The organism is Streptomyces sp. NPDC007157 (assembly GCF_040634235.1).
In the GTDB taxonomy this organism is placed as follows: domain Bacteria; phylum Actinomycetota; class Actinomycetes; order Streptomycetales; family Streptomycetaceae; genus Streptomyces.
Map to the genome: position 1 here is coordinate 568370 of NZ_JBEYFE010000002.1, position 21521 is coordinate 589890.

Genomic DNA, 21521 nt, shown 5'->3' on the forward strand with positions numbered 1-21521 from the left:
TCAAAAACGGGTACCGTCACCGTCGGAGGGTTTGAGCGGTCGCTCAAAAAGGCCCGAAGAACCAGGTGACGGGGGTACGACACCAATGGGGCTCTACATAGAGGCGCACATCCGCGCCGACCTCGACGAACTGTGGGCACACACCCAGGACCCGGCCCGGCATCAGCGCTGGGACCTCAGGTTCACCGAGATCGACTACCTCGCGCGCGTGCCGGGCGAGCCGCAGCGCTTCCGCTACGCCACCCGGGTGCTGCCGTTCCTCACGATCGCCGGTACCGGGATCTCGGCGGGGGAGAAGGAGCGCCCCGACGGCACCCGCACCTCCGCCCTGCGCTTCGCCTCCCCGCACCCGCTCTCGCTGCTCGCCGAGGGCAGCGGCTACTGGCGCTACGTCCCGGTCGCCGACGGCGTCCGTTTCCTCACCGGCTACGACTACCGGCCCCGCTGGGGCGGCCTCGGCGCGCTCGCCGACCGGCTCGTCCTGCGCCCCCTGATGGGCTGGGCGACCGCCTGGTCCTTCGACCGGCTGCGGCTGTGGCTGGAGCGCGGGATCACCCCGGAGCGGGCGCGGTGGAACTGGCTGGCCGAGATGGCGGCCCGCGTCCTGACGGCCGCCGGGTGTATCGCCGGGCTGGGCCAGGGCCCGGTCCTCGGCGGCCTCTCGCCCGCCGTCGCCTTCCTGGTCCCGCTGCTCCTCGTGGTCGCACTCTCCCTGGCGCTCTTCGCGCCCCCGCTCGCCGTCACCCCGGCCGCTCGCCGCTGCCGGCGCACCCCGCCGACCCGGGTGACCGCGCCCCGGGTCCTGCGCACCCTGGAGAGGCAGCCGTGACGTCCATGTTCCGCACCGTGCTGGGCGACGACTTCGACCGGTTGCATCCACAGCTCCAGCGGCGCTTCTCGGTCGGCCTGGCGAGCGGTGAGGCCTGCACCGGCCGGGGTGTGATGGAGCGCATCTGGCACGGACCGGCGTTCGTGAGGCCGTTCCTGGCGCTGGGCACCACCCGGAACATCCTGGTCCCGAAGGCGGGCCGGAACATTCCGTTCGTGATCGAGAACGTGCCCTACGTCGACACCTACGGCCGTGAGACGGTGACCTTCGTGCGCACCTTCGACCTGCCCGGACGTTCCCGCCGCTTCGACGCCCAGATGGTGCTCAGCCCCAAGGGCGACCGCATCCTCGACTACCTCGGCACCCACCAGCACCTCGCCAGCGAGCTGCACCTGCACGCCGAGCCCGACGGCTCGCTGCTCATCCGCTCCGGGGAACACCGGTTCAGGGAGGGCCCGGTGGACGTCCGGGTCCCGGAACTCGCCGGTGCCACCGCCGAGGTGCGCGAGTCCTACGACGACCGGGCCGGCCGCTTCCGTATCCAGGTGCGGGTCGTGAACCGGTACTTCGGTCCGCTCTTCGGCTATCAGGGCTCCTTCGAGGCGTCGTACACCGATGTCCGCCGGTGCGGGGTCAGGCCGGGGCTGCGGCCGGTCCGTGAGGAGCCGCGCGCGTGAGCCCGGAGACCGCCAAGTCCCTGGAGACGAAGAACAAGCTGCTGGAGGGCGCGCTGCGGACGCTCACCGAGCAGGGGATCGCCAAGACCTCGGCCCGTACGGTGGCGGCGGCGGCCGGGGTCAACCAGGCGCTGGTCTTCTACCACTTCGGCTCTGTGGACGAGCTGCTCGCGGCCGCCTGCCGGTACGGCGCCGCACAGGCCGTCGACCGCTTCCGTCCCCGGCTCGCCGCGGTCGGCTCGCTCTCCGAGCTCCTCGCCGTGGGGCGGCAGATCCACGAGGAGGAGCGCGCGGGCGGCCATGTCGCCCTGCTCGGACAGCTGCTGGCCGGCGCCCAGACCCAGGAGGCGCTCCGCCCCGCCACCGCGGCCGGCCTCGACCTGTGGATCGCGGAGATCGAGACGGTGCTGGTCCGGGTCCTCGAAGCGACGCCGTTCGGCGAGTTCGCCGACCCGGCCGGGCTCGCCCGCGCGGTCGCCGCGTCCTTCGTGGGCATCGAGCTCTACGAGGGCGTCGACGCGTCCGGCGCCCACGCGGCCCTGGACGCCCTGGAGCAGCTCGGCGCACTGGTGGCCGCGCTGGACGACCTCGGTCCGGTGGCCCAGCGCGCGGTCCGGCACCACCTGCGCCGCCATACCCGCTAGCCGCCGACGCCGCCTTCACCCGGGACCCGGAGAGGCTCCCGGGGCCGGCCTCCGACGTCGGCCAGGTGCCCGGTGCCGTCGTGCCGCCCGGTGGGCGGTGCCGGGCGTGTCGGCCGTGGTGGGGCGGAGATGACCGAAAGCCGAGACACGGCTGACCGGTATATGACCGGCCGGTAGGGTCGGTGCCGTGCCGAAGCCTCTCAGTCTCCCCTTCGACCCCATCGCCCGTGCCGACGACCTCTGGCAGCAGCGCTGGGGAAACGTCCCGTCGATGGCCGCGATCACGTCGATCATGCGGGCCCAGCAGATCCTGCTGGCCGAGGTCGACGCGGTGGTCAAGCCGTACGGACTGACGTTCGCGCGCTACGAGGCGCTGGTGCTGCTCACCTTCTCCAAGGCCGGTGAGCTGCCGATGTCGAAGATCGGTGAGCGTCTGATGGTGCACCCGACCTCGGTGACGAACACCGTCGACCGGCTGGTCAGATCCGGTCTGGTCGCCAAGCGGCCCAACCCCAACGACGGGCGCGGCACGCTCGCCACGATCACCGAGAAGGGCCGCGAGGTCGTCGAGGCGGCCACCCGGGACCTGATGGCGATGGACTTCGGGCTCGGGGTGTACGACTCCGAGGAGTGCGCGGAGATCTTCGCGATGCTGCGTCCGCTGCGGGTCTCGGCGCACGACTTCGACGAGGAGTGACGCGGCCCCGCCACGAGGGCCGACCCGGGACAAGATCTCCCGGAACGGGTGGTTACGCTCGTCCCCATGAAAAAGAGCGTGCTGACCCGCTACCGCGTCCTGGCCTATGTCACCGGTGTGCTGCTGGTGCTGCTGTGCCTGAGCATGATCGCCAAGTACGGGCTGGACATCGACGGTGCGGCCGACGTCACGCGGGTCGTCGCCATCGCGCACGGCTGGCTCTACGTCGTCTACCTGGTCTTCGCCTTCGACCTGGGCTCCAAGGCGAAGTGGCCGGTCGGCAAGCAGCTGTGGGTGCTGCTCGCCGGCACCATCCCGACCGCGGCGTTCTTCGTGGAGCGCAAGGTCACCCGCGAACTCGACGACAGGATCGCCGAGGGCACCCCGGTCGTGGCCAAGGCCTGATCCCACCGCCGTACGGAGGACCGTACGGCGGTTCGCCATCGACATTTACTAGGACGTCCTAGTAAATTCGAGGGTATGGACGCTGACGCCATCACGGAGGGCCGCCTACGCTGGCAGGCCCGCTACGACGCTGCCCGCAAGCGGGACGCGGACTTCACCACGCTCTCCGGGGATCCCGTGGAGCCGGTGTACGGGCCCCGCCCAGGGGACACCTACGAGGGATTCGAGCGGATCGGCTGGCCCGGGGAGTACCCCTTCACGCGCGGGCTGTATCCGACCGGCTACCGGGGGCGGACCTGGACCATCCGCCAGTTCGCCGGGTTCGGCAACGCCGAGCAGACCAACGAGCGGTACAAGATGATCCTCGCCAACGGCGGCGGGGGTCTGTCCGTGGCGTTCGACATGCCGACCCTCATGGGCCGCGACTCCGACGACCCGCGCTCGCTCGGCGAGGTCGGGCACTGCGGGGTGGCCATCGACTCCGCCGCCGACATGGAGGTCCTGTTCAAGGACATCCCGCTGGGCGACGTCACGACGTCGATGACGATCAGTGGTCCGGCGGTCCCGGTCTTCTGCATGTACCTCGTCGCCGCCGAACGGCAGGGCGTCGACCCGTCGGTCCTCAACGGCACGCTGCAGACCGACATCTTCAAGGAGTACATCGCCCAGAAGGAGTGGCTGTTCCAGCCCGAGCCCCATCTGCGGCTCATCGGTGACCTCATGGAGTACTGCGCGGCCGGCATCCCCGCGTACAAGCCGCTGTCCGTCTCCGGCTACCACATCCGCGAGGCCGGCGCGACGGCCGCGCAGGAGCTGGCCTACACCCTCGCGGACGGCTTCGGGTACGTGGAGCTGGGGCTCAGCCGCGGCCTGGACGTCGACGTCTTCGCGCCCGGACTCTCCTTCTTCTTCGACGCGCACGTCGACTTCTTCGAGGAGATCGCCAAGTTCCGCGCGGCCCGCCGGATCTGGGCCCGCTGGATGCGGGACGTGTACGGCTCCCGGTCGGAGAAGTCGCAGTGGCTGCGCTTCCACACCCAGACCGCGGGCGTCTCGCTGACCGCCCAGCAGCCGTACAACAACGTGGTGCGCACGGCCGTGGAGGCGCTGGCGGCCGTACTGGGCGGGACCAACTCGCTGCACACCAACGCGCTCGACGAGACCCTCGCGCTGCCGAGCGAGCAGGCCGCCGAGATCGCGCTGCGCACCCAGCAGGTGCTCATGGAGGAGACCGGCGTCGCCAACGTGGCGGACCCGCTGGGCGGTTCCTGGTACGTCGAGCAGCTGACCGACCGGATCGAGGCCGACGCCGAGAAGATCTTCGAGCAGATCAAGGAGCGCGGGCTGCGCGCCCATCCGGACGGACGGCACCCGATCGGGCCGGTCACCTCCGGGATCCTGCGGGGCATCGAGGACGGCTGGTTCACCGGGGAGATCGCCGAGTCCGCCTTCCAGTACCAGCGGTCGCTGGAGAAGGGCGACAAGCGGGTCGTCGGCGTCAACGTGCACACCGGTTCCGTCACCGGGGACCTGGAGATCCTGCGGGTCTCGCACGAGGTGGAGCGGGAGCAGGTACGGGTGCTGGACGAGCGCAGGACCGCACGCGAGGAGGGCGCGGTGCGCGCCGCCCTGGACGCGATGCTCGGCGCCGCCCGCTCCGGGGCCAACATGATCGGACCGATGCTCGACGCGGTACGCGCCGAGGCGACCCTGGGCGAGATCTGCGGGGTGCTGCGGGACGAGTGGGGGGTGTACACGGAGCCGGCGGGGTTCTGACGGGTCGCGGGCGGCGGGGGGCCGCCGCGGCCTTCGACACCCGCGTACGGTGACCGTGATGAGCTACATATTCACGGTCACCGAGACCGACGAGGACGTCTGGGAACCGGCGCTCGCCGTCGGTCAGCTCTTCATGGGCGGTGTCGACGCGCTCAGCTCGCGGATCCTCAAGGTGCCCAGCGGACTCCACGACATCACGGGTGACTGGGTCCAGATGGACACCCGGCTCTACGGCGAGTTCGTGACCGCCGCTCTGCGCAGGCGGGGCAGGACGGGGCACCCGGAGATGATCAAGCTGATGGACGGTCTGCTGCCCGTGATGATCATGCTGGCCGACAAGTCCGGCGCCGTGGTCACCGCGAGCACGCCGACGGAGCGCGTCTACGTGGACTGGGCCCGTGACCAGGACCGCGTCCTCCAAGGGCATGTCGTGGAAATGGGTGACGGCACCGTCGTCGTCCGCTGAAAGCGCTCGACGCCGACTTCGCGGTGGCGGCCGCGGTCACGTCCTGGCGTCGTCCGCCGCGCCCGCCAGGCCCAGCAGCAGGATTCTGGTCAGGCCGCGTACCCACTCCTCGTCCGCCGGTTTGCCGCTCACCAGGGCGCGGTGCACCACCGAGCCGGCCACCAGGTCGAAGATGAGGTCCGCCGTGCGGTCCGCCTCGCACGGGTCGGGCTGCTCGGGCAGTTCCCCGCGCCGCTGGGCGCGCTCCCGGCCCTCCAGGACCAGCCGCTTCTGGCGGTCCACGATGGACGCGCGGATACGTTCCCGCAGCGCGTCGTCGCGGGTCGACTCGGCCACCGCCGCCATCAGCCCGCTCTTCGCCTCCGGGCGGTCCAGGATCGCCGCGAACTGCAGCACCACGCCCTCGATGTCGTCGGCGAGGCTGCCCCGGTCGGGGAGTTCGAGTTCGTCGAACAGTTCCGCGACCGCGTCGACGACGAGTTCGTTCTTGCCGGCCCAGCGGCGGTAGAGGGTTGTTTTTGCAACCCCGGCCCGCGTCGCCACGTCTCCCAAGGTGAGCTTGGACCAGCCCAGTTCCACCAGCGCCTGCCGGGTCGCCGCCAGGATCGCGGCGTCCGCTTCGGCGCTGCGCGGGCGGCCGGTACGGCTGGCGGGGGTGCGGCTCTGCATCCCACGACCATAACCGGCGGTTCATGTGACGTCGTGAGGGAGATCACCGGGAAGGGGTGTCGCGCGGGGTCCGCATGGCATTACGCTACGACTCGTAGCGAAAGCTCGTGGCTGACCGCACGGGCGACGACCACGGCGCCGGGTGGGGACCCGGCGCCCACATCACACGTTTGTTCGGCCTGGCTTTCACAACGCTTTTCACACACGCGCGGGAACGGGGGAGGATAGGCGCATGCAGCCACGGAACATGTCCATGAGCGGCGTCGTCGACCTCGCCGCGGTGAAGGCGGCCCAGGAGGCCAAGGCCAAGGCCGAACAGACGCGCGCCGAAGCGGCCCGGCACGGTGGAACCGGTGCCGTCGCCCCGGTCGACCTGGTCATCGACGTCGACGAAGCCGGCTTCGAGCGCGATGTCCTGCAGCGGTCCGCCGAAGTCCCCGTCGTCATCGACTTCTGGGCCGAGTGGTGTCAGCCCTGCAAGCAGCTGAGCCCGGTCCTGGAGCGGCTCGCCGTCGAGTACAACGGCCGCTTCCTGCTGGCCAAGATCGACGTCGACGCCAACCAGATGCTGATGCAGCAGTTCGGGATCCAGGGGATCCCGGCGGTGTTCGCGGTGGTCGCCGGTCAGGCGCTGCCGCTCTTCCAGGGCGCCGCCGGTGAGGACCAGATCCGCGGCACCCTCGACCAGTTGATCCAGGTCGCCGAGGAGCGCTTCGGGCTGACCGGCCTGACCGTCGACCCCGACGCGCAGCCGGGCGCCGCCCCCGCGGCCGGGCCCGCGATTCCCGCCGGTCCCTACGACGCGCTTCTCGAAGCCGCCGTCCAGGCGCTGGACGCGGGTGACCTGGGCGGTGCGATCCAGGCGTACCAGAACGTGCTGAGCGACGACCCGGCCAACAGCGAGGCCAAACTGGGACTGGCCCAGGCCGAGTTGCTCAAGCGCGTGCAGGGGATGGACCCGCAGCGGGTGCGCAAGGACGGGGCCGAGAAGCCGGCCGACGTCGAGGCGCAGATCGCGGCCGCGGACCTGGATCTGGTGGGCGGCCATGTCAAGGACGCCTTCGGGCGGCTGATCGAGACCGTGCGGCGGACCGCCGGGGACGACCGGGACACCGTGCGGCGTCGGCTCCTCGAGCTCTTCGAGGTCGTCGGCACCGACGATCCCCTGGTGGTGGACGCACGCCGATCACTGGCCCGGGCGCTGTTCTGAACACGGTCCTGACCAGTCGCTAAACGTCACGTCCTGTGATGCCGGAGTGAAAGATTTGCCGACGCGGGGTCACAGCGGCCGCTCTTTACCAAATCTTGGTAATCGCGGTCGCTGTTACTCGCAGTAAATCGGGGCCCTTGATCTGTCTGGTTCTGTCCAGGGATCAACTGCTTTGTTTTGCCCCTCGATGCCACCCAGCGTTGCTCTCCGAGACCAGCGGGTCGTCCATCGGTTATCCGGCCGTTACTACCCAGTAACGAAGCCCCTTGTGCGGGCGGCGAGAATGCACCACGATCGGCGACGCTCGGTCCATTGCCGTACCCCGACCGCCAGTCGGGCCCGCGGGCTCATCTGGGTCCCCACCGAGCAGAGTCGGCGGCAGTGACGCCGACTCTTGGGCAGGGGGGTCTTCGCCGCGAGGCGGAGCCTGTCCAGCAGGGTTGTGCGTGATGCGTGTCAGGCGCGACCAGTGGTTGTCGCTCGGGGGTGATCGCCGGTGATCGAGGTGCGGTTCGTGCCTCCGAGTGCGGGCGCTCCCCTTCCGAGGACGTAGCACTTCTCCCATCCCTGCCCGGCCGAGCCGCCGTTGGGGGCGATTCCGGGCCAGGAGATGTACGTCCGAGAAGGAGGAAATATGGAGTCCCAGGTGCGTGGCGGGACCAGATGGAAGCGGTTCGCTGTGGTCATGGTGCCCAGCGTGGCCGCCACGGCGTGTATAGGTGTCGCCCTCGCGCAGGGCGCTCTCGCCGCGTCGTTCAGCGTGTCGGGCCAGCAGTTCAAGGTCACGGCCGACCAGCTCGAAGGTGACGGCTTCGTCCAGTACGGTGCCGTCGACTCGGGCGTCACCCTCGCGGGCGACAAGACGATCCACCCGGTGGCGGTCTCCGCGTTCAACAGCGCGACCATCACCAACCTGTGCCAGTCCGTGGTCACGCCGAACGTCCCGATCTTCGGGAACGTCAGCCTGATCCTGCACGCGGGCACCGACGCGAAGAAGCCGGTCGAGGCCAGCAAGCTGTACATCGACCTCGACGACCTGAGCGCCGACGCGACGTTCACCAACATCAACATCGGTGTCGCGGCCGGCAGCTCGACCAAGGGTCCCGGCATCAAGTCGGACGAGGCGAAGAACGGGCAGACGAACCCGAACGGGTTCGCGCAGGAGGCCGACCACGCCTCGCTGTCCGGCGTGAAGCAGACGGCGTGGGCCACCACTGCCGGAACCTTCAAGCTGAGCGGTCTGCACATGTCGATCTCGACGAAGGGTGCGGAGTGCTACTAAGCACCCCGTGACGGGCGGGGGCGCCGACGGCACCCCCGCCCTCCCCCTTCTTCCCGCGGTCTTCACATGCGGTGCACCACAACGGCACCGCCCAACCACAGCACCATCACCACAGCAACGCCGCACCAGGGAGCTGTTTTCCATGAGCGCCGAGACTCCTGCCGCACCCGGCCAGTTCAGCCGCCGGAGGCTGCAGTTCCGCTCCTGGCGGGGCACGCGGCCGTTCTGGGCCGGTCTGTACATCCTGCTCGCCGGTCTTCCGATCATGTACTTCCCGTACGCGCATCTCCAGATCGGCAACCTCACGGTGGCCATGGCGACCACCGCGGGTGCCGGTTCCCTGATCATCGGCGTGCTGCTCGTCGTCCTCGGCATCAGCGTCTGGTTCCAGAAGCACATCCGCACGTTCGCGGGAGTCGCCGCGATCCTGCTGGCGCTGGTGTCCCTCCCCGTGTCCAACTTCGGTGGCTTCATCATGGGCTTCCTCTTCGCCCTCATCGGCGGAGCGATGGCCGTGGCCTGGGCGCCGGGCGCCGGGCCGCAGCCGGAGGTCGCCTGGGCACCGGGTACGCCGCAGCCGGAGGGCGACGTTCCGCCGGCCGGGGACCACACTCCCGGCGACGGCGCCCACTTCACGGGCTCGGACGGCGTGGGCGAGGCGAATGACCTGTCAGGAACGAGCCCGCTGAACGGGGCGAACGGGAGGCACAGTGCCGGCTGACGAGGTGACCCACGGGACTGATGTGGACGCGTCCCGTGTGAGAACCGGGCCGCGCCACGCGGCACCCAAGAAGCCGCTGTTCACCAGGTTCCACATGCCGGCCGGCAAGGCGATAGCCTCCGTGGCGATGCCGACGGCCGTGATCATGGGCATGGGGTTCACGTCGACGCTCGCGATCGCCGACACGAACAACACGTCGTCGACGTCGTCGAAGAGCCTTGCGGAGGACTACAAGGACTGCGTCTCCGCTCTGGACTCCGCCTCGCCCTCCGCGAGCGCGAGCGACGACGCCAAGGACTCGGCCACGCCGTCCCCCTCGGCGTCCTCCGACGCCAAGGACTCGACGTCGTCGGGCACGGACAAGGACTCGGGCAAGTCCTCGTCGTCGGATTCAGGTTCCGACGACGCGAAGACCCCGACCCCGTCCGCGTCCAAGTCGTCCTCGTCGTCGGACGATTCGGGCTCGTCCTCGGGTTCGTCCGGCTCCGACGGCACGGCCACCCCCTCGCCGTCCGCCTCCGCGAGCAGCGGCGGCGGCCTGCTGGACTCCATCGGGGACGCCATCACCGGCGTCCTCAGCGGCGGCAGCACGACGGGTTCGTCCTCGTCGGACTCCACCGCGAGCCCGACGCCGTCGGCCTCCGCGTCGTCCTCGTCCGCTACGGACAAGTCGTCGGGCACGGACAAGAACGACAGCGCCTCCGGCACCGTCAAGGACACGGTCACCAAGGCCGCCAAGACGGTCACGGACACCGTGAAGGACACCACCGACACGGCGACCAAGGCGGCCGACGAGGTCACCAAGGACGCCGCCAAGGCGGCCGGCGACGCCACCTCCAGCGCCTCGCCGAGCCCGTCCGCGAGTTCCGGCGCGTCGGCCGACGACTGCAAGGTCGCCACCGACGACGTGAGCGGTGTCGACAACAAGGTGCCGGTGGCGGACGACCCCTGGTACCTGAGTGCCAGCTCGCTGCTGCTGAAGAGCGCCGACTACCAGGGTGTCGTGGAGGTGAAGACGGCCAGCGGCAAGACGAAGAAGGTGCTGAAGTACGTCATCTCCGGCGGCACCGACATCGGTGACCTGCACCAGACGGTCAAGGACACGACCATCGGCAAGACCTACCACGTGCAGGCCGCGTCCGGTTCGACGTCCACGATCCGCGACGGCGACACCACGATGTACACGGAGTCCATCTCGGGGAACCTGTTCGGTCTGATCCCGATCACGTTCACCCCGGACAGCCCGCCGCCGCTGAACATCCCGCTGATCTACTTCACCAACGTGAAGGTCGTCCAGGCGGCCCAGTTCGGCGGCACCCTGCACGTCCCCGGGATGCACGTCTACACCACCGACGGAACCGGCTGAGCGCCACCCACAGACCCGTTCGGGAGCCGCGCACAGAGCTGTGGCCCGGTCCTCCGCCTCGTGCGGGGGCCGGGCCACAGTGCTGGGCACAGGAGGTGACGTCCGGATGACCGGGCTCTTCGACGGCCTCGGCCGACGAGGGCGCCCCCTGTCACAGGGGGCGCCCTCAGTGTCGTACAAGACCCCTTACGGGTGCGTCACTTGTTGATGCCGCCGATGTGGTGGACGCGGAGCATGTTGGTGGTGCCCGAGACACCGGGGGGCGAGCCGGCCGTGATGATGACCGTGTCGCCCGGGTTGAAGCGGTTGATCTTGGCGAGCTCCTGGTCGACCATGTCGACCATCTCGTCGGTGGTGTTCACGAACGGCACCACGTGCGACTCCACGCCCCAGCTGAGGGTGAGCTGGTTGCGGGTGTTCTCGTCGGTGGTGAAGGCGATGATCGGCTGCTGGGCGCGGTAGCGGGAGAGGCGGCGCGCCGTGTCGCCGGACTGGGTGAAGGCGACCAGGCCGCGGCCGCCGAGGAAGTCGGCGATCTCGCACGCGGCACGGGCGACCGAACCGCCCTGGGTGCGCGGCTTCTTGCCCGGGACGAGCGGCTGCAGGCCCTTGCTCAGCAGCTCCTGCTCGGCGGCCGAGACGATCTTCGACATCGTCTTGACGGTCTCCACCGGGTACGCGCCCACGCTGGACTCGGCGGACAGCATGACCGCGTCCGCGCCGTCCAGGATCGCGTTGGCCACGTCGGAGGCCTCGGCGCGGGTCGGACGGGAGTTGGTGATCATCGACTCCATCATCTGGGTCGCCACGATCACCGGCTTGGCGTTGCGCCGGCACAGCTCGATCAGGCGCTTCTGCACCATGGGGACCCGCTCCAGCGGGTACTCGACGGCGAGGTCGCCACGGGCGACCATCACACCGTCGAACGCCATCACGACGTCCTCCATGTTCTGCACCGCCTGCGGCTTCTCCACCTTGGCGATGACGGGGACCCGGCGGCCCTCCTCGTCCATGACCCGGTGGACGTCGTTGACGTCCTTGGCGTCCCGGACGAAGGACAGGGCGACCAGGTCGCAGCCCATCCGCAGCGCGAACCGCAGGTCCTCGATGTCCTTCTCGCTCAGCGCGGGCACGTTGACGGCCGTGCCGGGCAGGTTGATGCCCTTGTGGTCGGAGACGACACCGCCCTCGATGACGATGGTCTTCACCCGCGCGCCCTCGACGTCCAGGACCTTCAGCTCGACGTTGCCGTCGTTGATGAGGATCTGGTCGCCGCGCGAGACGTCGCCCGGCAGGCCCTTGTAGGTCGTACCGCAGATGTGCTTGTCGCCCGGGACGTCCTCGGTCGTGATGACGAACTCGTCACCGCGCTCAAGCTCGACCGGGCCCTCGGCGAAGGTCTCCAGACGGATCTTCGGGCCCTGCAGGTCGGCGAGGACCCCGATGGCCCGGCCGGTCTCCTTGGAGGCGGCCCGGACACGGTCGTAGCGGCCCTGGTGCTCGGCGTGCGAGCCGTGGCTGAAATTGAAACGGGCCACGTTCATGCCGGCCTCGATCATGGCGACGAGCATCTCGTGGGTGTCGACCGCGGGGCCGAGAGTACAGACGATTTTCGAACGGCGCATGGGGCGATCCTATCGGTTTGTTTCGCTGCGGAATATTCCGTCTGGCGGAAGATACAAATGGGCGCCGATATGCTCAGCTGTTATTTCTGCTCGCACAGACCAGTGCGTAGGTCTGGGTGGCGATCTCCAGTTCCTCGTCCGTCGGCACCACGGCGACGGCGACCCGCGCGTCGGCCGGCGATATCAGCCGTGGCCCGTCCGCCCGTACGGCGTTCAGCTCAGGGTCCACGGCCAGTCCCAGCCCCTCCAGCCCGGCCACGGCCGCCTCCCGCACGGGCGCCGCGTTCTCGCCGACCCCCGCCGTGAACGCCACGGCGTCCACCCGGCCGAGCACCGCGTAGTAGGCGCCGATGTACTTCTTCAGACGGTGAATGTAGATGTCGAAGGCGAGCTTCGCCTGTTCGTCGCCCTCGTCGATCCGGCGCCGGATCTCCCGCATGTCGTTGTCACCGCACAGTCCGAACAGACCGCTCCCCTTGTTGAGAAGAGTGTCGATCTCATCCATGGACATTCCGCCAACACGTGCCAAATGGAAAATGACGGCGGGATCCAGATCACCGGAACGCGTACCCATCACCAGCCCCTCCAAAGGCGTCAGCCCCATGGAGGTGTCCACGCACCGGCCGCCCTCGACCGCCGAGGCGGACGCCCCGTTGCCGAGATGCAGCACGATGACATTCACCTCTTCAGGTGTCTTCCCCAGCAGCCGTGCGGTCGCCCGGGAGACATAGGCGTGCGAGGTGCCGTGGAAGCCGTAGCGGCGGATCCGGTGCCGGTCGGCGATCTTCGGGTCGATCGCGTAGCGGGCCGCCGACTCCGGCATGCTCGTGTGGAAGGCCGTGTCGAAGACGGCGACCTGCGGCAGGTCCGGGCGCAGCGCTCGCGCGGTACGGATACCGGTCAGGTTGGCCGGGTTGTGCAGCGGGGCGACCGGGATCAGCCGCTCGATCTCGCTGAGCACCTCGTCGTCGACGACGGTCGGCTCGGTGAAGAACATCCCGCCGTGCACCACCCGGTGCCCGATCGCCGCCAGCTCCGGCGAGTCGAGGCCGAGCCCGTCCCTGGACAGCTCTTCCGACACGGCCTTCAGGGCCGCGTCGTGGTCGGCGATCGGCCCGCTGTGTTCACGGCTGTCCCCACTGGTGAGACAGGTGTGCCTGAGCCGCGAGGTCTGCTCGCCGATCCGCTCGACGAGGCCCACCGCGAGCCGGCTGCTGTCCCGCATGTCCAGCAACTGGTACTTCAGCGACGAGGAGCCGGAGTTGAGGACGAGGACACGGGTGGGGCTCACAGGGCGGACGCCTTCTCGTCGGAGGAATCGAGATCGAGGTTCTGGGCCTGGATCGCCGTGATGGCGACGGTCGTGACGATGTCCTGGACGAGGGCGCCCCTGGACAGGTCGTTGACGGGCTTGCGCAGCCCCTGGAGCACCGGTCCGACGGCGATCGCGCCGGCCGACCGCTGCACGGCCTTGTAGGTGTTGTTGCCGGTGTTGAGGTCCGGGAAGATCAGCACGCTGGCCTGCCCGGCGACCTCGGAGCCCGGCAGCTTGGTGGCCGCGACGCTCGGCTCCACGGCCGCGTCGTACTGGATCGGCCCCTCGATCTTCAGGTCGGGCCGCCGCGAGCGCGCCAGCTCGGTCGCCTCCCGCACCTTGTCCACGTCCGCCCCCGAACCCGACGTACCCGTGGAGTACGACAGCATCGCGATCCGCGGCTCCACCCCGAACTGGGCGGCGGTGGCGGCCGACTGGATGGCGATGTCGGCGAGCTGCTCGGCGTTCGGGTCCGGGTTGACCGCGCAGTCGCCGTAGACCAGCACCTTGTCGGCGAGGCACATGAAGAACACCGACGAGACGATCGACGAGCCCGGCTTGGTCTTGATGATCTCGAAGGCCGGGCGGATGGTCGCCGCCGTGGAGTGCACGGTCCCGGAGACCATGCCGTCCGCCAGTCCCTCCTGGACCATCAGCGTGCCGAAGTAGTTGACGTCGGTGACCACGTCGTAGGCCAGTTCCACCGTCACGCCCCGGTGGGCCCGCAGCTGGGCGTACCGCTCGGCGAAGCTGTCGCGCAGTTCGGAGGTGGCCGGGTCGATCAGCTGGGCGTCCGCGAGGTCGATACCGAGGTCGGCGGCCTTCTTGCGGATCTGGTCGACGGGCCCGAGCAGGGTCAGGTCGCAGACGCCCCGGCGCAGCAGCACCTCGGCCGCGTGCAGGACGCGTGCCTCGGTGCCCTCCGGCAGGACGACCCGCCGCTTGTCGGAGCGGGCCTGCTCGAGCAGCTTGTGCTCGAACATCATCGGGGTGAGCCGGCCGCTGCTCGGCGCCGAGACCCGCTTGTTGAGGCCGGCGGTGTCGACATGCCGCTCGAAGAGGCCGAGCGCGGTCTCCGCCTTGCGCGGGGTGGCCGCGTTCAGCTTGCCCTCCAGGGAGAACAGCCGGGCGGCGGTCGGGAAGCTGTTGCCGGGCACCGAGAGGACCGGGGTGCCCGGAGCGAGCCGGGCGGCGAGGGTGAGGATCTCGTCGGAGGGCCGCTCGTTCAGGGTGAGCAGCACGCCGGCTATCGGCGGGGTGCCGGCGCTGTGCGCGGCGAGCGAGCCGACGACCAGGTCGGCGCGGTCACCCGGGGTCACCACCAGGCAGCCCGGGGTCAGAGCGGGCAGGAAGTTCGGCAGCATCGCGCCGCCGAAGACGAAGTCCAGCGTGTCCCGGGCCAGCCCCGAGTCGTCGCCGAGCAGCACCTTCGCGCCGAGCGCGTGGCTGATCTGGGCGACCGTCGGCGCGGACAGCGCGGGCTCGTCCGGCAGCACGTACACCGGTACCGGCAGCCGCCCGTCGATCCGCTCGGCCATCTCGTCCCGGTCCTCGCGGGCGACCCGGTTGGCGACCATCGCCAGCACGTCACAGCCGAGACCGTCGTACGCCCGGAACGCGTTCCGGGTCTCCGCGAGCACCGACTCGGCACTCTGGTCGCGGCCGCCGACCACCGGGATCACGGAGGCGCCGAACTCGTTGGCGAGCCGGGCGTTGAGGGACAGCTCGTCCGGGAACTGGGTGTCGGCGAAGTCGGTGCCGAGCACCAGGACGACGTCGTAGTCGCGGGCGACCAGGTGGAACCGGTCGACGAGGGTGGAGACCAGTTCGTCGGCGCCCCGCTCCGCCTGGAGGGCGGACGCCTCGTGGTAGTCCATGCCGTAGACGGTCGCCGGGTCCTGGGAGAGCCGGTACCGCGCACGCAGCAGCTCGAACAGACGGTCGGGGCCGTCGTGGACGAGGGGGCGGAAGACGCCGACCCGGTCGACCTGCCGGGTCAGGAGCTCCATCATGCCCAGCTCCACGACCTGGCGGCCGTCGCCGCGGTCGATCCCGGTCACGTACACGCTGCGCGTCACGTGTGCACTCCGTCTCTGTGTATTTTCCTGTGCGGCCGCATAAAAATCGCCCACCGAGGTGAGCAGAACCCTCTTGACAATACCCCCGACGCCGGATAAGGCGCCCGTCAGGACTTCACCCGCGCGCGCGGCATGAAACAATCGGATCGGCTCACCGGTAACGACAGCGAGCAGGAGACACACCACCATGCGCATCGGAGTTCTCACCGCAGGCGGCGACTGCCCCGGCCTGAACGCCGTCATCCGATCGGTGGTACACCGCGCAGTCGCACAGTACGACGACGAGGTCATCGGTTTCGAGGACGGCTTCCGGGGTCTGCTCGAGGGCCACTACCGCCCCCTCGACCTGGACGCCGTCGGCGGCATCCTGGCCCGCGGCGGCACCATCCTGGGATCGTCGCGGCTGGAGCGGGACCGCCTCCGCGAGGCCTGCGAGCGGGCCACCGACATGGCGGAGGAGTTCGGCATCGACGTGCTGATCCCGATCGGCGGCGAGGGCACGCTGACGGCGGCGCGCATGCTGTCCGACGCCGGCCTGCCGGTCGTGGGCGTCCCGAAGACCATCGACAACGACATCTCCTCGACCGACCGCACGTTCGGGTTCGACACGGCGGTCGGCGTCGCCGCGGAGGCGATGGACCGGCTGAAGACCACCGCCGAGTCCCACCAGCGGGTGATGGTCGTCGAGGTGATGGGCCGGCACGCCGGATGGATCGCCCTGGAGTCCGGGATGGCGGCGGGCGCCCACGGCATCTGCCTGCCCGAGCGGCCCTTCGACCCGGCCGACCTGGCCAAGATGGTCGAGGAGCGGTTCTCCCGCGGCAAGAAGTTCGCCGTGGTGTGCGTGGCCGAGGGCGCGCATCCCGCCGAGGGCACGATGGACTACGGCAAGGGCGAGATCGACCTGTACGGCCACGAGCGCTTCCAGGGCATCGGCACGGCACTCGCGTACGAGCTGGAGCGACGGCTCGGCAAGGAGGCCAAGCCGGTCATCCTCGGGCACGTCCAGCGGGGCGGCACGCCGACCGCCTACGACCGGGTCCTCGCGACGCGGTTCGGGTGGCACGCCGTGGAGGCGGCGCACCGCGGCGACTTCGGGAAGATGACGGCGCTGCGGGGGACGGACATCGAGATGGTGCCGCTCGCGGAGGCGGTGACCGAGCTGAAGACGGTGCCGAAGGACCGGATGGACGAGGCGGAGTCGGTCTTCTAGAGGGCGGTCGTCCTTACGGCGTCGGGTCCTCGACCCGGTTCCAGAAGCGGGGGACTATCCCGGTGAGGAACACCTCGCCCTTCTCCTTGGCGTCCTCCGCCGTCGTGGTCGGGGGGCCCCAGGCCAGGGTGGCTGTCATCCGGCCCTGGTAGTCCTCGTGCAACCCGCGCAGCACGTGCTCGATCAGGCGTCTGTCCAGGGGGACCACCTTGGTCACCGGGCGGACGTAAGCCTGCCAGCGGGTGGTGACCGCGCTGCGCAGCAGTTCGGCCAGCTTCTCCTCGCGGCCGGTGACCGTGATGTAGTCCGGCAGGGAGAGCCTGAGCAGGTCGGCGAGGGCGGCGGACTGACGTTCCGTGCCCTGCCACTGCTCGTCCTCCTCCATGGCCAGGTAGACGAGGAGTTCGAGGCCCACGGCCAGGGCCACGTCCTCCGGTGCCAGCCCACGGGCGACGCGATGATCGCGCAAGGTCCGCGGCCGGCCGATCAGTTCACCCGGAGAGCACCACAACACGCCCGAGAGCGCGGTGAGTTCGGGACTGCTGGGAATCAGTGCCCCGCGCTCCCAGGCGAGGACGAGATCAGGGGTGGCGTACGGCAGCCCGTACGAGACCCGCAGATGGTGGGCCACGTGTTCGGGACCCATCCCGAGGGCGGTACGGAGTCTGCGGGCGGCGGGAGCGTTGAAGGGGGGACCGGGCTGGTTCGGCAGAGCTGGGGGTCGGCGCACAGCGCACAAGGTAGGCGCGCGCGAGGGCACTGACTACGGTCCGTTCGGCCAGGAACACGGATTGTGGGAACGTACGGATTCGACCGTACGGCCGACCTGTTCATCCCTTGACGGCGCCCCCCAGGGCGAACCCGCCGCCCAGCCGCCGTGCCACCAGGACGTACAGCAGGATCACCGGCGTCGAGTAGATGACGGAGAACGCGGCGAGCTGGCCGTAGGCGACCATGCCACGGTTGCCGAAGAAGTCGTTGATGCTGACCGAGGCGGGCATCTGGTCCGGCGAGAGCAGCAGCATGAAGGGGACGAAGAAGTTGCCCCACATCATCACGAAGGCGAAGACGGTGACGACGGCGAGCCCCGGCCCCATCAGCGGCAGCACGATCCGCACCAGCGACTGGGCGGAGTTGGCGCCGTCCGTCCAGGCGGCCTCCTCCAGCTCCTTCGGCACGCCGTCCATGAAGTTCTTCATCAGCCAGATGGCGAAGGGGAGTTGGGAGGCGGCGAAGAACAGGATGGTGCCCTGCAGGGTGTCGATGAGGTTGATCCGTACGAACAGGGCGTACACCGGCACCATGATCGCGGTGATCGGCAGGCTGGTCGCGAAGAGGATGGACAGCAGGAACGGCCGGTTGAGCCGGGAGCGGTAGCGGGAGAGCGGGTAGGCGGCGAGGGCGGCACAGACGACGGTGAGCGCGGTGGCGCCGCCGCAGAGGATCAGGCTGTTGAGAAGCGGGGTGTAGGTGATGTCGGGGGTGAGGATCGCGTCGAAGTTGGCGAAGGTGAACCCGTCCGGGATCCGCACCCGGAGACCGGCGTGCGGATCGACGGCGGAGAGCAGCACCCAGGCGAGCGGCAGCACGAAGGCGGCGGCCACGACCAGGAGCCCGAGGTCGGCGGCGAGGCGGCGCGAGCGCCGGCGGTTGCGAGGCATCTGTTGTCTTCACACCTCCGTGCGCAGCAGCCGCATATAGACGACGGAGAAGAGCGAACCGACCAGGAGAAGGAGCAGGGCGACGGCCGTTCCGTACCCGATCATGCTGTTCTGGAAGGCCTGTTCGTACATGAACAGGGGGAGCGTCTGGCTCTTGTCGCCGGGGCCGCCCCGGGTCATCACCCAGATGAGCCCGAAGACGGAGAGGGTCTGGAGGGTGTTGAGCATCAGGTTGGTCCCGATGGACCGGCGGATCATCGGCAGCGTGATGTGCCACATCCGCCGCCAGCCCCCGGCGCCGTCGACCTCCGCCGACTCCTCGATCTCGTTCGGTATCTCGTCGAGGGCGGCGGAGTAGACGAGCATCGAGAAGGCGGTGCCCCGCCAGACGTTGGCGAACGACACGGCCAGGATGGGCAGGGTGAACAGCCAGTTCTGGGAGGGGAGATGGAGGAAGTCCAGGATCGCGTTGAGCGTCCCCTCCCGCCGGAAGAAGGCGTACAGCAGAAACCCGGCGACGACCTCCGGCAGCACCCACGCCGTGATCACGATCCCGCCGGTCAGCGTCCGTACCGGCTTCGACGCCCGCCGCATCAGCGCGGCGAGCGCCAGCCCCAGCGTGTTCTGCCCGACGAGCGCGGACAGCACGGTGAAGACGAGGGTCAGCCAGACGGCGTTCAGGAAGGCCTCGTCGTGGAACGCCGTACGGAAGTTGGCGAAACCGACGAAGGAGGAGTACGCCTGGCCGGTGAGCTGGAGGTCGGTGAAGGCGATCCAGGCGCAGTAGACGATGGGCCCGCCGAGGAAGAGCAGGAGCAGGGCCAGGGCGGGGGCGAGGGGGAGGGCGCGGAAGAGCCGCCGGGTGATCACGGGATGACTCACGGACCCGGTCACCGACCGGCCGGCGCCCCCACTCACCGACTGGCTCACGGGGTGACCACTTGGTTGTCGGTGACGTCCTTGAGGGTCGAGTCGTACTGGCCCGCCGCTTTGTCCACGGACGCGTCCCCGGTGGTCACGCTCTCCATGGCCTCCTGGACTGCGGTGGAGACCTTCGGGTAGGCCGGGTAGGCGGGCCGGTAGTGGGTGCTCGCGACCAGATCCGTGAAGAACTTGATGCCCGGCTGTGCGGACGCGTACGAAGGATCGCCCGCGACGTCCTTTCGCACCGCGATCCCCGAGTTGGCGATGTACCACTTCTGGGCGTTCGCCTTGGTCTGCATGGTCTTGATGAAGTCGAAGGCCAGGTCGGGATTGCCGGCCTTGGCGGGGATGGACCAGGTCCAGCCGCCGGACATGCTCACCTTGCCGGGGGCCTGCCCGTGCTGGGTCGGCATGTACGCCAGTCCCAGCTGCTTGGACCAGTCGGCCCACTCGTGCCCGCTGCCCTTGTTCCAGTCCTGCGGCAGCCACGACCCGTCCAGGTCGATGCCGAGCTTGCCCTGGGGGAGGAGTTCACCGCGCACGGCGGTGCCGAAGTTGGGGTCGAGGGCGTCGGAGACGTCCGGCCCGAGCTTCTCCTTGTACACGGTCTCGACGAAGGAGAGCGCGTCCTTGAACCCCTGACTCCCGGCGACCCACTTCTTGCTGGTCCTGTCGTAGAGCGGGTCGCTGGTCCCGTCATTGGTCCCGTACAGCAGCATTTCGAAGCCCTGCATGGTGGCGGCCTCGCCGGCGGGCTTGCCGGTGTAGACGTTGAGGGGCGTGACGCCGGGGACCTTCTTCTTGATGGTCCGGGCGGCGGCGAGCACGTCGTCCCAGTTCTTCGGCTGCCAGTTCAGGGGCAGCCCGGCCTTCTCGAACACCCGCTTGTCGAACCAGAGGCCGCGGGTGTCGGTGCCGTCGGGGACGCCGTACGTCTTCCCGTCCTCACCCTGGGCCGCAGCCTTGGCGGTGTCGATGAACTGCCCCCAGTCGCTCCACTTGTCGAGGTAGGAGTCGAGGGGCTTGAGATACCCGCTGGTGATGTCGGAGTTGATGAGGAAGGTGTCCTCGTAGACCAGGTCGGGAGCGGTCCGGGGCGACCGGAGCATCTGCTGGAGCTTCGTGTAGTACTCGGAGTCCGGGGCCTTGATCGGAACAAGCTCGACCTTCTTCCCCGGGTACTCCTTCTCGAACTGCTTCTTGATGTCCGCGAGATACGTGTCCATCACCTTGATGGAGTTGTCCGTGGACTGCTTGAAGGAGATCTTCACGGTGTCGGGGCTGCTCCCGGACCCGCTGCCGCACGCGGTGAGGGAAGCGGCGGCGGTGACGAGGGAGAGGGCAAGGATGCTGACGGCGGTGGGGCGCACGGGCACGACCTCCTCGGCGGCCACTGCGCTGTGGCCTGGGGGTTCGTCTCTTGCCGAGTGAAGGTAAGTGGAGTGGTCTAGTCAGGTCAATGCGTCTGCGGGGGTTTGCTGGGAGACGGAGGGGGTGAGGATGCCCCCATGTATTCCGTGGACCGGACAGGCAACCTGGACGAGTACGTTCGTGAGCGGCTGCTGGCGCCGAACTTCTGGCATCTCGCGACCGTCGGGCCGGACGGTGCGCCGCAGGTGTCGCCCATGTGGGTGGACCTGGAGGGCGACCACGTCATGGTCAACACGGCGATCGGGCGCGTGAAGGAGGAGAACCTGCGGCGCAACCCCGGCGTCTCGCTCTCGCACCACGACCCGGAGAACCCCTACGACCGGGTGGAGATCCGGGGGCGCGTGGTGCGGTTCGTGGAGGGCGAGGAGGCGGAGCGTTCCATGGACCGGCTGACCCGCAAGTACATCGGGGAGGACCGGTATCCGTGGCTGCTGCCCGGGGAGCGGCGGGTGATGCTGCTGATCGAGCCGGTGAAGGTACGACGGGTGGTCGGGGTGGAGCCGTTCCGGCCGGGCGTGTTGGAGGGGTAGGG

The 21521-nt window shown here is 69.4% G+C and carries 21 protein-coding genes; 13 read left to right on the forward strand and 8 right to left on the reverse strand.

Annotated elements, in window-relative coordinates:
• Positions 1-85 precede the first annotated feature (85 nt).
• From ABZ642_RS05575 to ABZ642_RS05605, 7 genes are all read left to right on the forward strand, one after another.
• On the forward strand, positions 86-829 hold the full coding sequence (locus ABZ642_RS05575) for a hypothetical protein (RefSeq protein ID WP_360477477.1): 744 nt from the start codon (positions 86-88) through the stop codon (positions 827-829).
• Complete coding sequence (locus ABZ642_RS05580) at positions 826-1506, forward strand: DUF4166 domain-containing protein (protein WP_360477480.1); 681 nt, start codon at positions 826-828, stop codon at positions 1504-1506. Before ABZ642_RS05575 ends, ABZ642_RS05580 begins: the two co-directional genes overlap by 4 nt.
• Positions 1503-2150: a TetR/AcrR family transcriptional regulator gene (locus ABZ642_RS05585; RefSeq protein WP_360477483.1), complete on the forward strand. Its 648-nt coding sequence runs from the start codon at positions 1503-1505 to the stop codon at positions 2148-2150. The genes ABZ642_RS05580 and ABZ642_RS05585 overlap by 4 nt, the downstream gene beginning before the upstream one ends.
• Before the next feature lie 187 nt (positions 2151-2337).
• Positions 2338-2847, forward strand: a complete 510-nt coding sequence (locus ABZ642_RS05590; protein WP_360477486.1) for a MarR family transcriptional regulator — start codon at positions 2338-2340, stop codon at positions 2845-2847.
• Positions 2848-2913: 66 nt separating this feature from the next.
• Positions 2914-3252, forward strand: a complete 339-nt coding sequence (locus ABZ642_RS05595; RefSeq protein ID WP_360477489.1) for a DUF3817 domain-containing protein — start codon at positions 2914-2916, stop codon at positions 3250-3252.
• Between the two features lie 75 nt (positions 3253-3327).
• Complete coding sequence (locus ABZ642_RS05600; protein ID WP_360477492.1) at positions 3328-5028, forward strand: methylmalonyl-CoA mutase family protein; 1701 nt, start codon at positions 3328-3330, stop codon at positions 5026-5028.
• Between the two features lie 58 nt (positions 5029-5086).
• Positions 5087-5494 (forward strand): DUF6086 family protein, encoded by a 408-nt coding sequence (locus ABZ642_RS05605; RefSeq protein WP_360477494.1) that lies wholly within the window; start codon positions 5087-5089, stop codon positions 5492-5494.
• A gap of 36 nt (positions 5495-5530) precedes the next feature.
• On the opposite strand, the gene ABZ642_RS05610 is transcribed toward ABZ642_RS05605, so the two are convergent.
• On the reverse strand, positions 5531-6163 hold the full coding sequence (locus ABZ642_RS05610) for a TetR/AcrR family transcriptional regulator (protein WP_360477497.1): 633 nt from the start codon (positions 6161-6163) through the stop codon (positions 5531-5533).
• A 232-nt stretch (positions 6164-6395) separates the two neighbouring features.
• Between ABZ642_RS05610 and ABZ642_RS05615 the strand changes: the two genes are divergently transcribed.
• The 4 genes from ABZ642_RS05615 to ABZ642_RS05630 all read left to right on the forward strand — a co-directional run bounded on the left by ABZ642_RS05615 (position 6396) and on the right by ABZ642_RS05630 (position 10742).
• A complete protein-coding gene (locus tag ABZ642_RS05615) occupies positions 6396-7373 on the forward strand; it encodes a tetratricopeptide repeat protein (RefSeq protein ID WP_360477500.1) in 978 nt (325 codons plus the stop codon).
• Between the two features lie 634 nt (positions 7374-8007).
• Positions 8008-8655 (forward strand): DUF6230 family protein, encoded by a 648-nt coding sequence (locus ABZ642_RS05620; protein ID WP_360477503.1) that lies wholly within the window; start codon positions 8008-8010, stop codon positions 8653-8655.
• Positions 8656-8797: 142 nt separating this feature from the next.
• Positions 8798-9376, forward strand: a complete 579-nt coding sequence (locus tag ABZ642_RS05625) for a DUF6114 domain-containing protein (protein ID WP_360477506.1) — start codon at positions 8798-8800, stop codon at positions 9374-9376.
• Positions 9366-10742 (forward strand): hypothetical protein, encoded by a 1377-nt coding sequence (locus ABZ642_RS05630; RefSeq protein ID WP_360477508.1) that lies wholly within the window; start codon positions 9366-9368, stop codon positions 10740-10742. The genes ABZ642_RS05625 and ABZ642_RS05630 overlap by 11 nt, the downstream gene beginning before the upstream one ends.
• A gap of 197 nt (positions 10743-10939) precedes the next feature.
• On the opposite strand, the gene pyk is transcribed toward ABZ642_RS05630, so the two are convergent.
• The 3 genes from pyk to pta all read right to left on the reverse strand — a co-directional run bounded on the left by pyk (position 10940) and on the right by pta (position 15760).
• Positions 10940-12367 carry a pyruvate kinase gene (gene pyk / locus ABZ642_RS05635; protein WP_360477511.1) on the reverse strand — a complete coding sequence of 476 codons (1428 nt, stop codon included), beginning with the start codon at positions 12365-12367 and terminating at the stop codon, positions 10940-10942.
• Between the two features lie 73 nt (positions 12368-12440).
• Positions 12441-13658: an acetate kinase gene (locus ABZ642_RS05640; RefSeq protein WP_360477514.1), complete on the reverse strand. Its 1218-nt coding sequence runs from the start codon at positions 13656-13658 to the stop codon at positions 12441-12443.
• Positions 13655-15760: a phosphate acetyltransferase gene (gene pta / locus ABZ642_RS05645; protein ID WP_360477517.1), complete on the reverse strand. Its 2106-nt coding sequence runs from the start codon at positions 15758-15760 to the stop codon at positions 13655-13657. The genes ABZ642_RS05640 and pta overlap by 4 nt, the downstream gene beginning before the upstream one ends.
• A gap of 187 nt (positions 15761-15947) precedes the next feature.
• Here pta and ABZ642_RS05650 point away from each other — a divergent pair, with 187 nt between their 5' ends.
• Positions 15948-16973, forward strand: a complete 1026-nt coding sequence (locus ABZ642_RS05650) for an ATP-dependent 6-phosphofructokinase (RefSeq protein ID WP_360477520.1) — start codon at positions 15948-15950, stop codon at positions 16971-16973.
• A gap of 13 nt (positions 16974-16986) precedes the next feature.
• Here ABZ642_RS05650 and ABZ642_RS05655 read toward each other — a convergent pair whose 3' ends face one another.
• From ABZ642_RS05655 to ABZ642_RS05670, 4 genes are all read right to left on the reverse strand, one after another.
• Positions 16987-17703 carry a helix-turn-helix transcriptional regulator gene (locus tag ABZ642_RS05655; RefSeq protein ID WP_360477524.1) on the reverse strand — a complete coding sequence of 239 codons (717 nt, stop codon included), beginning with the start codon at positions 17701-17703 and terminating at the stop codon, positions 16987-16989.
• A gap of 100 nt (positions 17704-17803) precedes the next feature.
• Entirely contained in the window at positions 17804-18634 is an 831-nt protein-coding gene (locus ABZ642_RS05660) for a carbohydrate ABC transporter permease (protein WP_360477527.1), read from the reverse strand.
• Positions 18635-18643: 9 nt separating this feature from the next.
• Positions 18644-19516 carry a sugar ABC transporter permease gene (locus ABZ642_RS05665; RefSeq protein ID WP_360477530.1) on the reverse strand — a complete coding sequence of 291 codons (873 nt, stop codon included), beginning with the start codon at positions 19514-19516 and terminating at the stop codon, positions 18644-18646.
• A gap of 44 nt (positions 19517-19560) precedes the next feature.
• On the reverse strand, positions 19561-20928 hold the full coding sequence (locus ABZ642_RS05670) for an extracellular solute-binding protein (RefSeq protein ID WP_360477533.1): 1368 nt from the start codon (positions 20926-20928) through the stop codon (positions 19561-19563).
• Between the two features lie 138 nt (positions 20929-21066).
• Here ABZ642_RS05670 and ABZ642_RS05675 point away from each other — a divergent pair, with 138 nt between their 5' ends.
• A complete protein-coding gene (locus ABZ642_RS05675; RefSeq protein WP_360477536.1) occupies positions 21067-21519 on the forward strand; it encodes a PPOX class F420-dependent oxidoreductase in 453 nt (150 codons plus the stop codon).
• The last annotated feature ends 2 nt before the right edge of the window (positions 21520-21521 follow it).

Bases quoted from the DNA above. Each gene is read 5' to 3' on its own strand.
- pyk (WP_360477511.1), bottom strand. From the start codon at position 12,367: ATGCGCCGTTCGAAAATCGTCTGTACTCTCGGCCCCGCGGTCGACACC.
- ABZ642_RS05615 (WP_360477500.1), top strand. From the start codon at position 6,396: ATGCAGCCACGGAACATGTCCATGAGCGGCGTCGTCGACCTCGCCGCG.
- ABZ642_RS05575 (WP_360477477.1), top strand. From the start codon at position 86: ATGGGGCTCTACATAGAGGCGCACATCCGCGCCGACCTCGACGAACTG.
- ABZ642_RS05650 (WP_360477520.1), top strand. From the start codon at position 15,948: ATGCGCATCGGAGTTCTCACCGCAGGCGGCGACTGCCCCGGCCTGAAC.
- ABZ642_RS05675 (WP_360477536.1), top strand. From the start codon at position 21,067: ATGTATTCCGTGGACCGGACAGGCAACCTGGACGAGTACGTTCGTGAG.
- ABZ642_RS05625 (WP_360477506.1), top strand. From the start codon at position 8,798: ATGAGCGCCGAGACTCCTGCCGCACCCGGCCAGTTCAGCCGCCGGAGG.
- ABZ642_RS05610 (WP_360477497.1), bottom strand. From the start codon at position 6,163: ATGCAGAGCCGCACCCCCGCCAGCCGTACCGGCCGCCCGCGCAGCGCC.
- ABZ642_RS05620 (WP_360477503.1), top strand. From the start codon at position 8,008: ATGGAGTCCCAGGTGCGTGGCGGGACCAGATGGAAGCGGTTCGCTGTG.
- ABZ642_RS05595 (WP_360477489.1), top strand. From the start codon at position 2,914: ATGAAAAAGAGCGTGCTGACCCGCTACCGCGTCCTGGCCTATGTCACC.
- ABZ642_RS05660 (WP_360477527.1), bottom strand. From the start codon at position 18,634: ATGCCTCGCAACCGCCGGCGCTCGCGCCGCCTCGCCGCCGACCTCGGG.
- ABZ642_RS05605 (WP_360477494.1), top strand. From the start codon at position 5,087: ATGAGCTACATATTCACGGTCACCGAGACCGACGAGGACGTCTGGGAA.
- ABZ642_RS05600 (WP_360477492.1), top strand. From the start codon at position 3,328: ATGGACGCTGACGCCATCACGGAGGGCCGCCTACGCTGGCAGGCCCGC.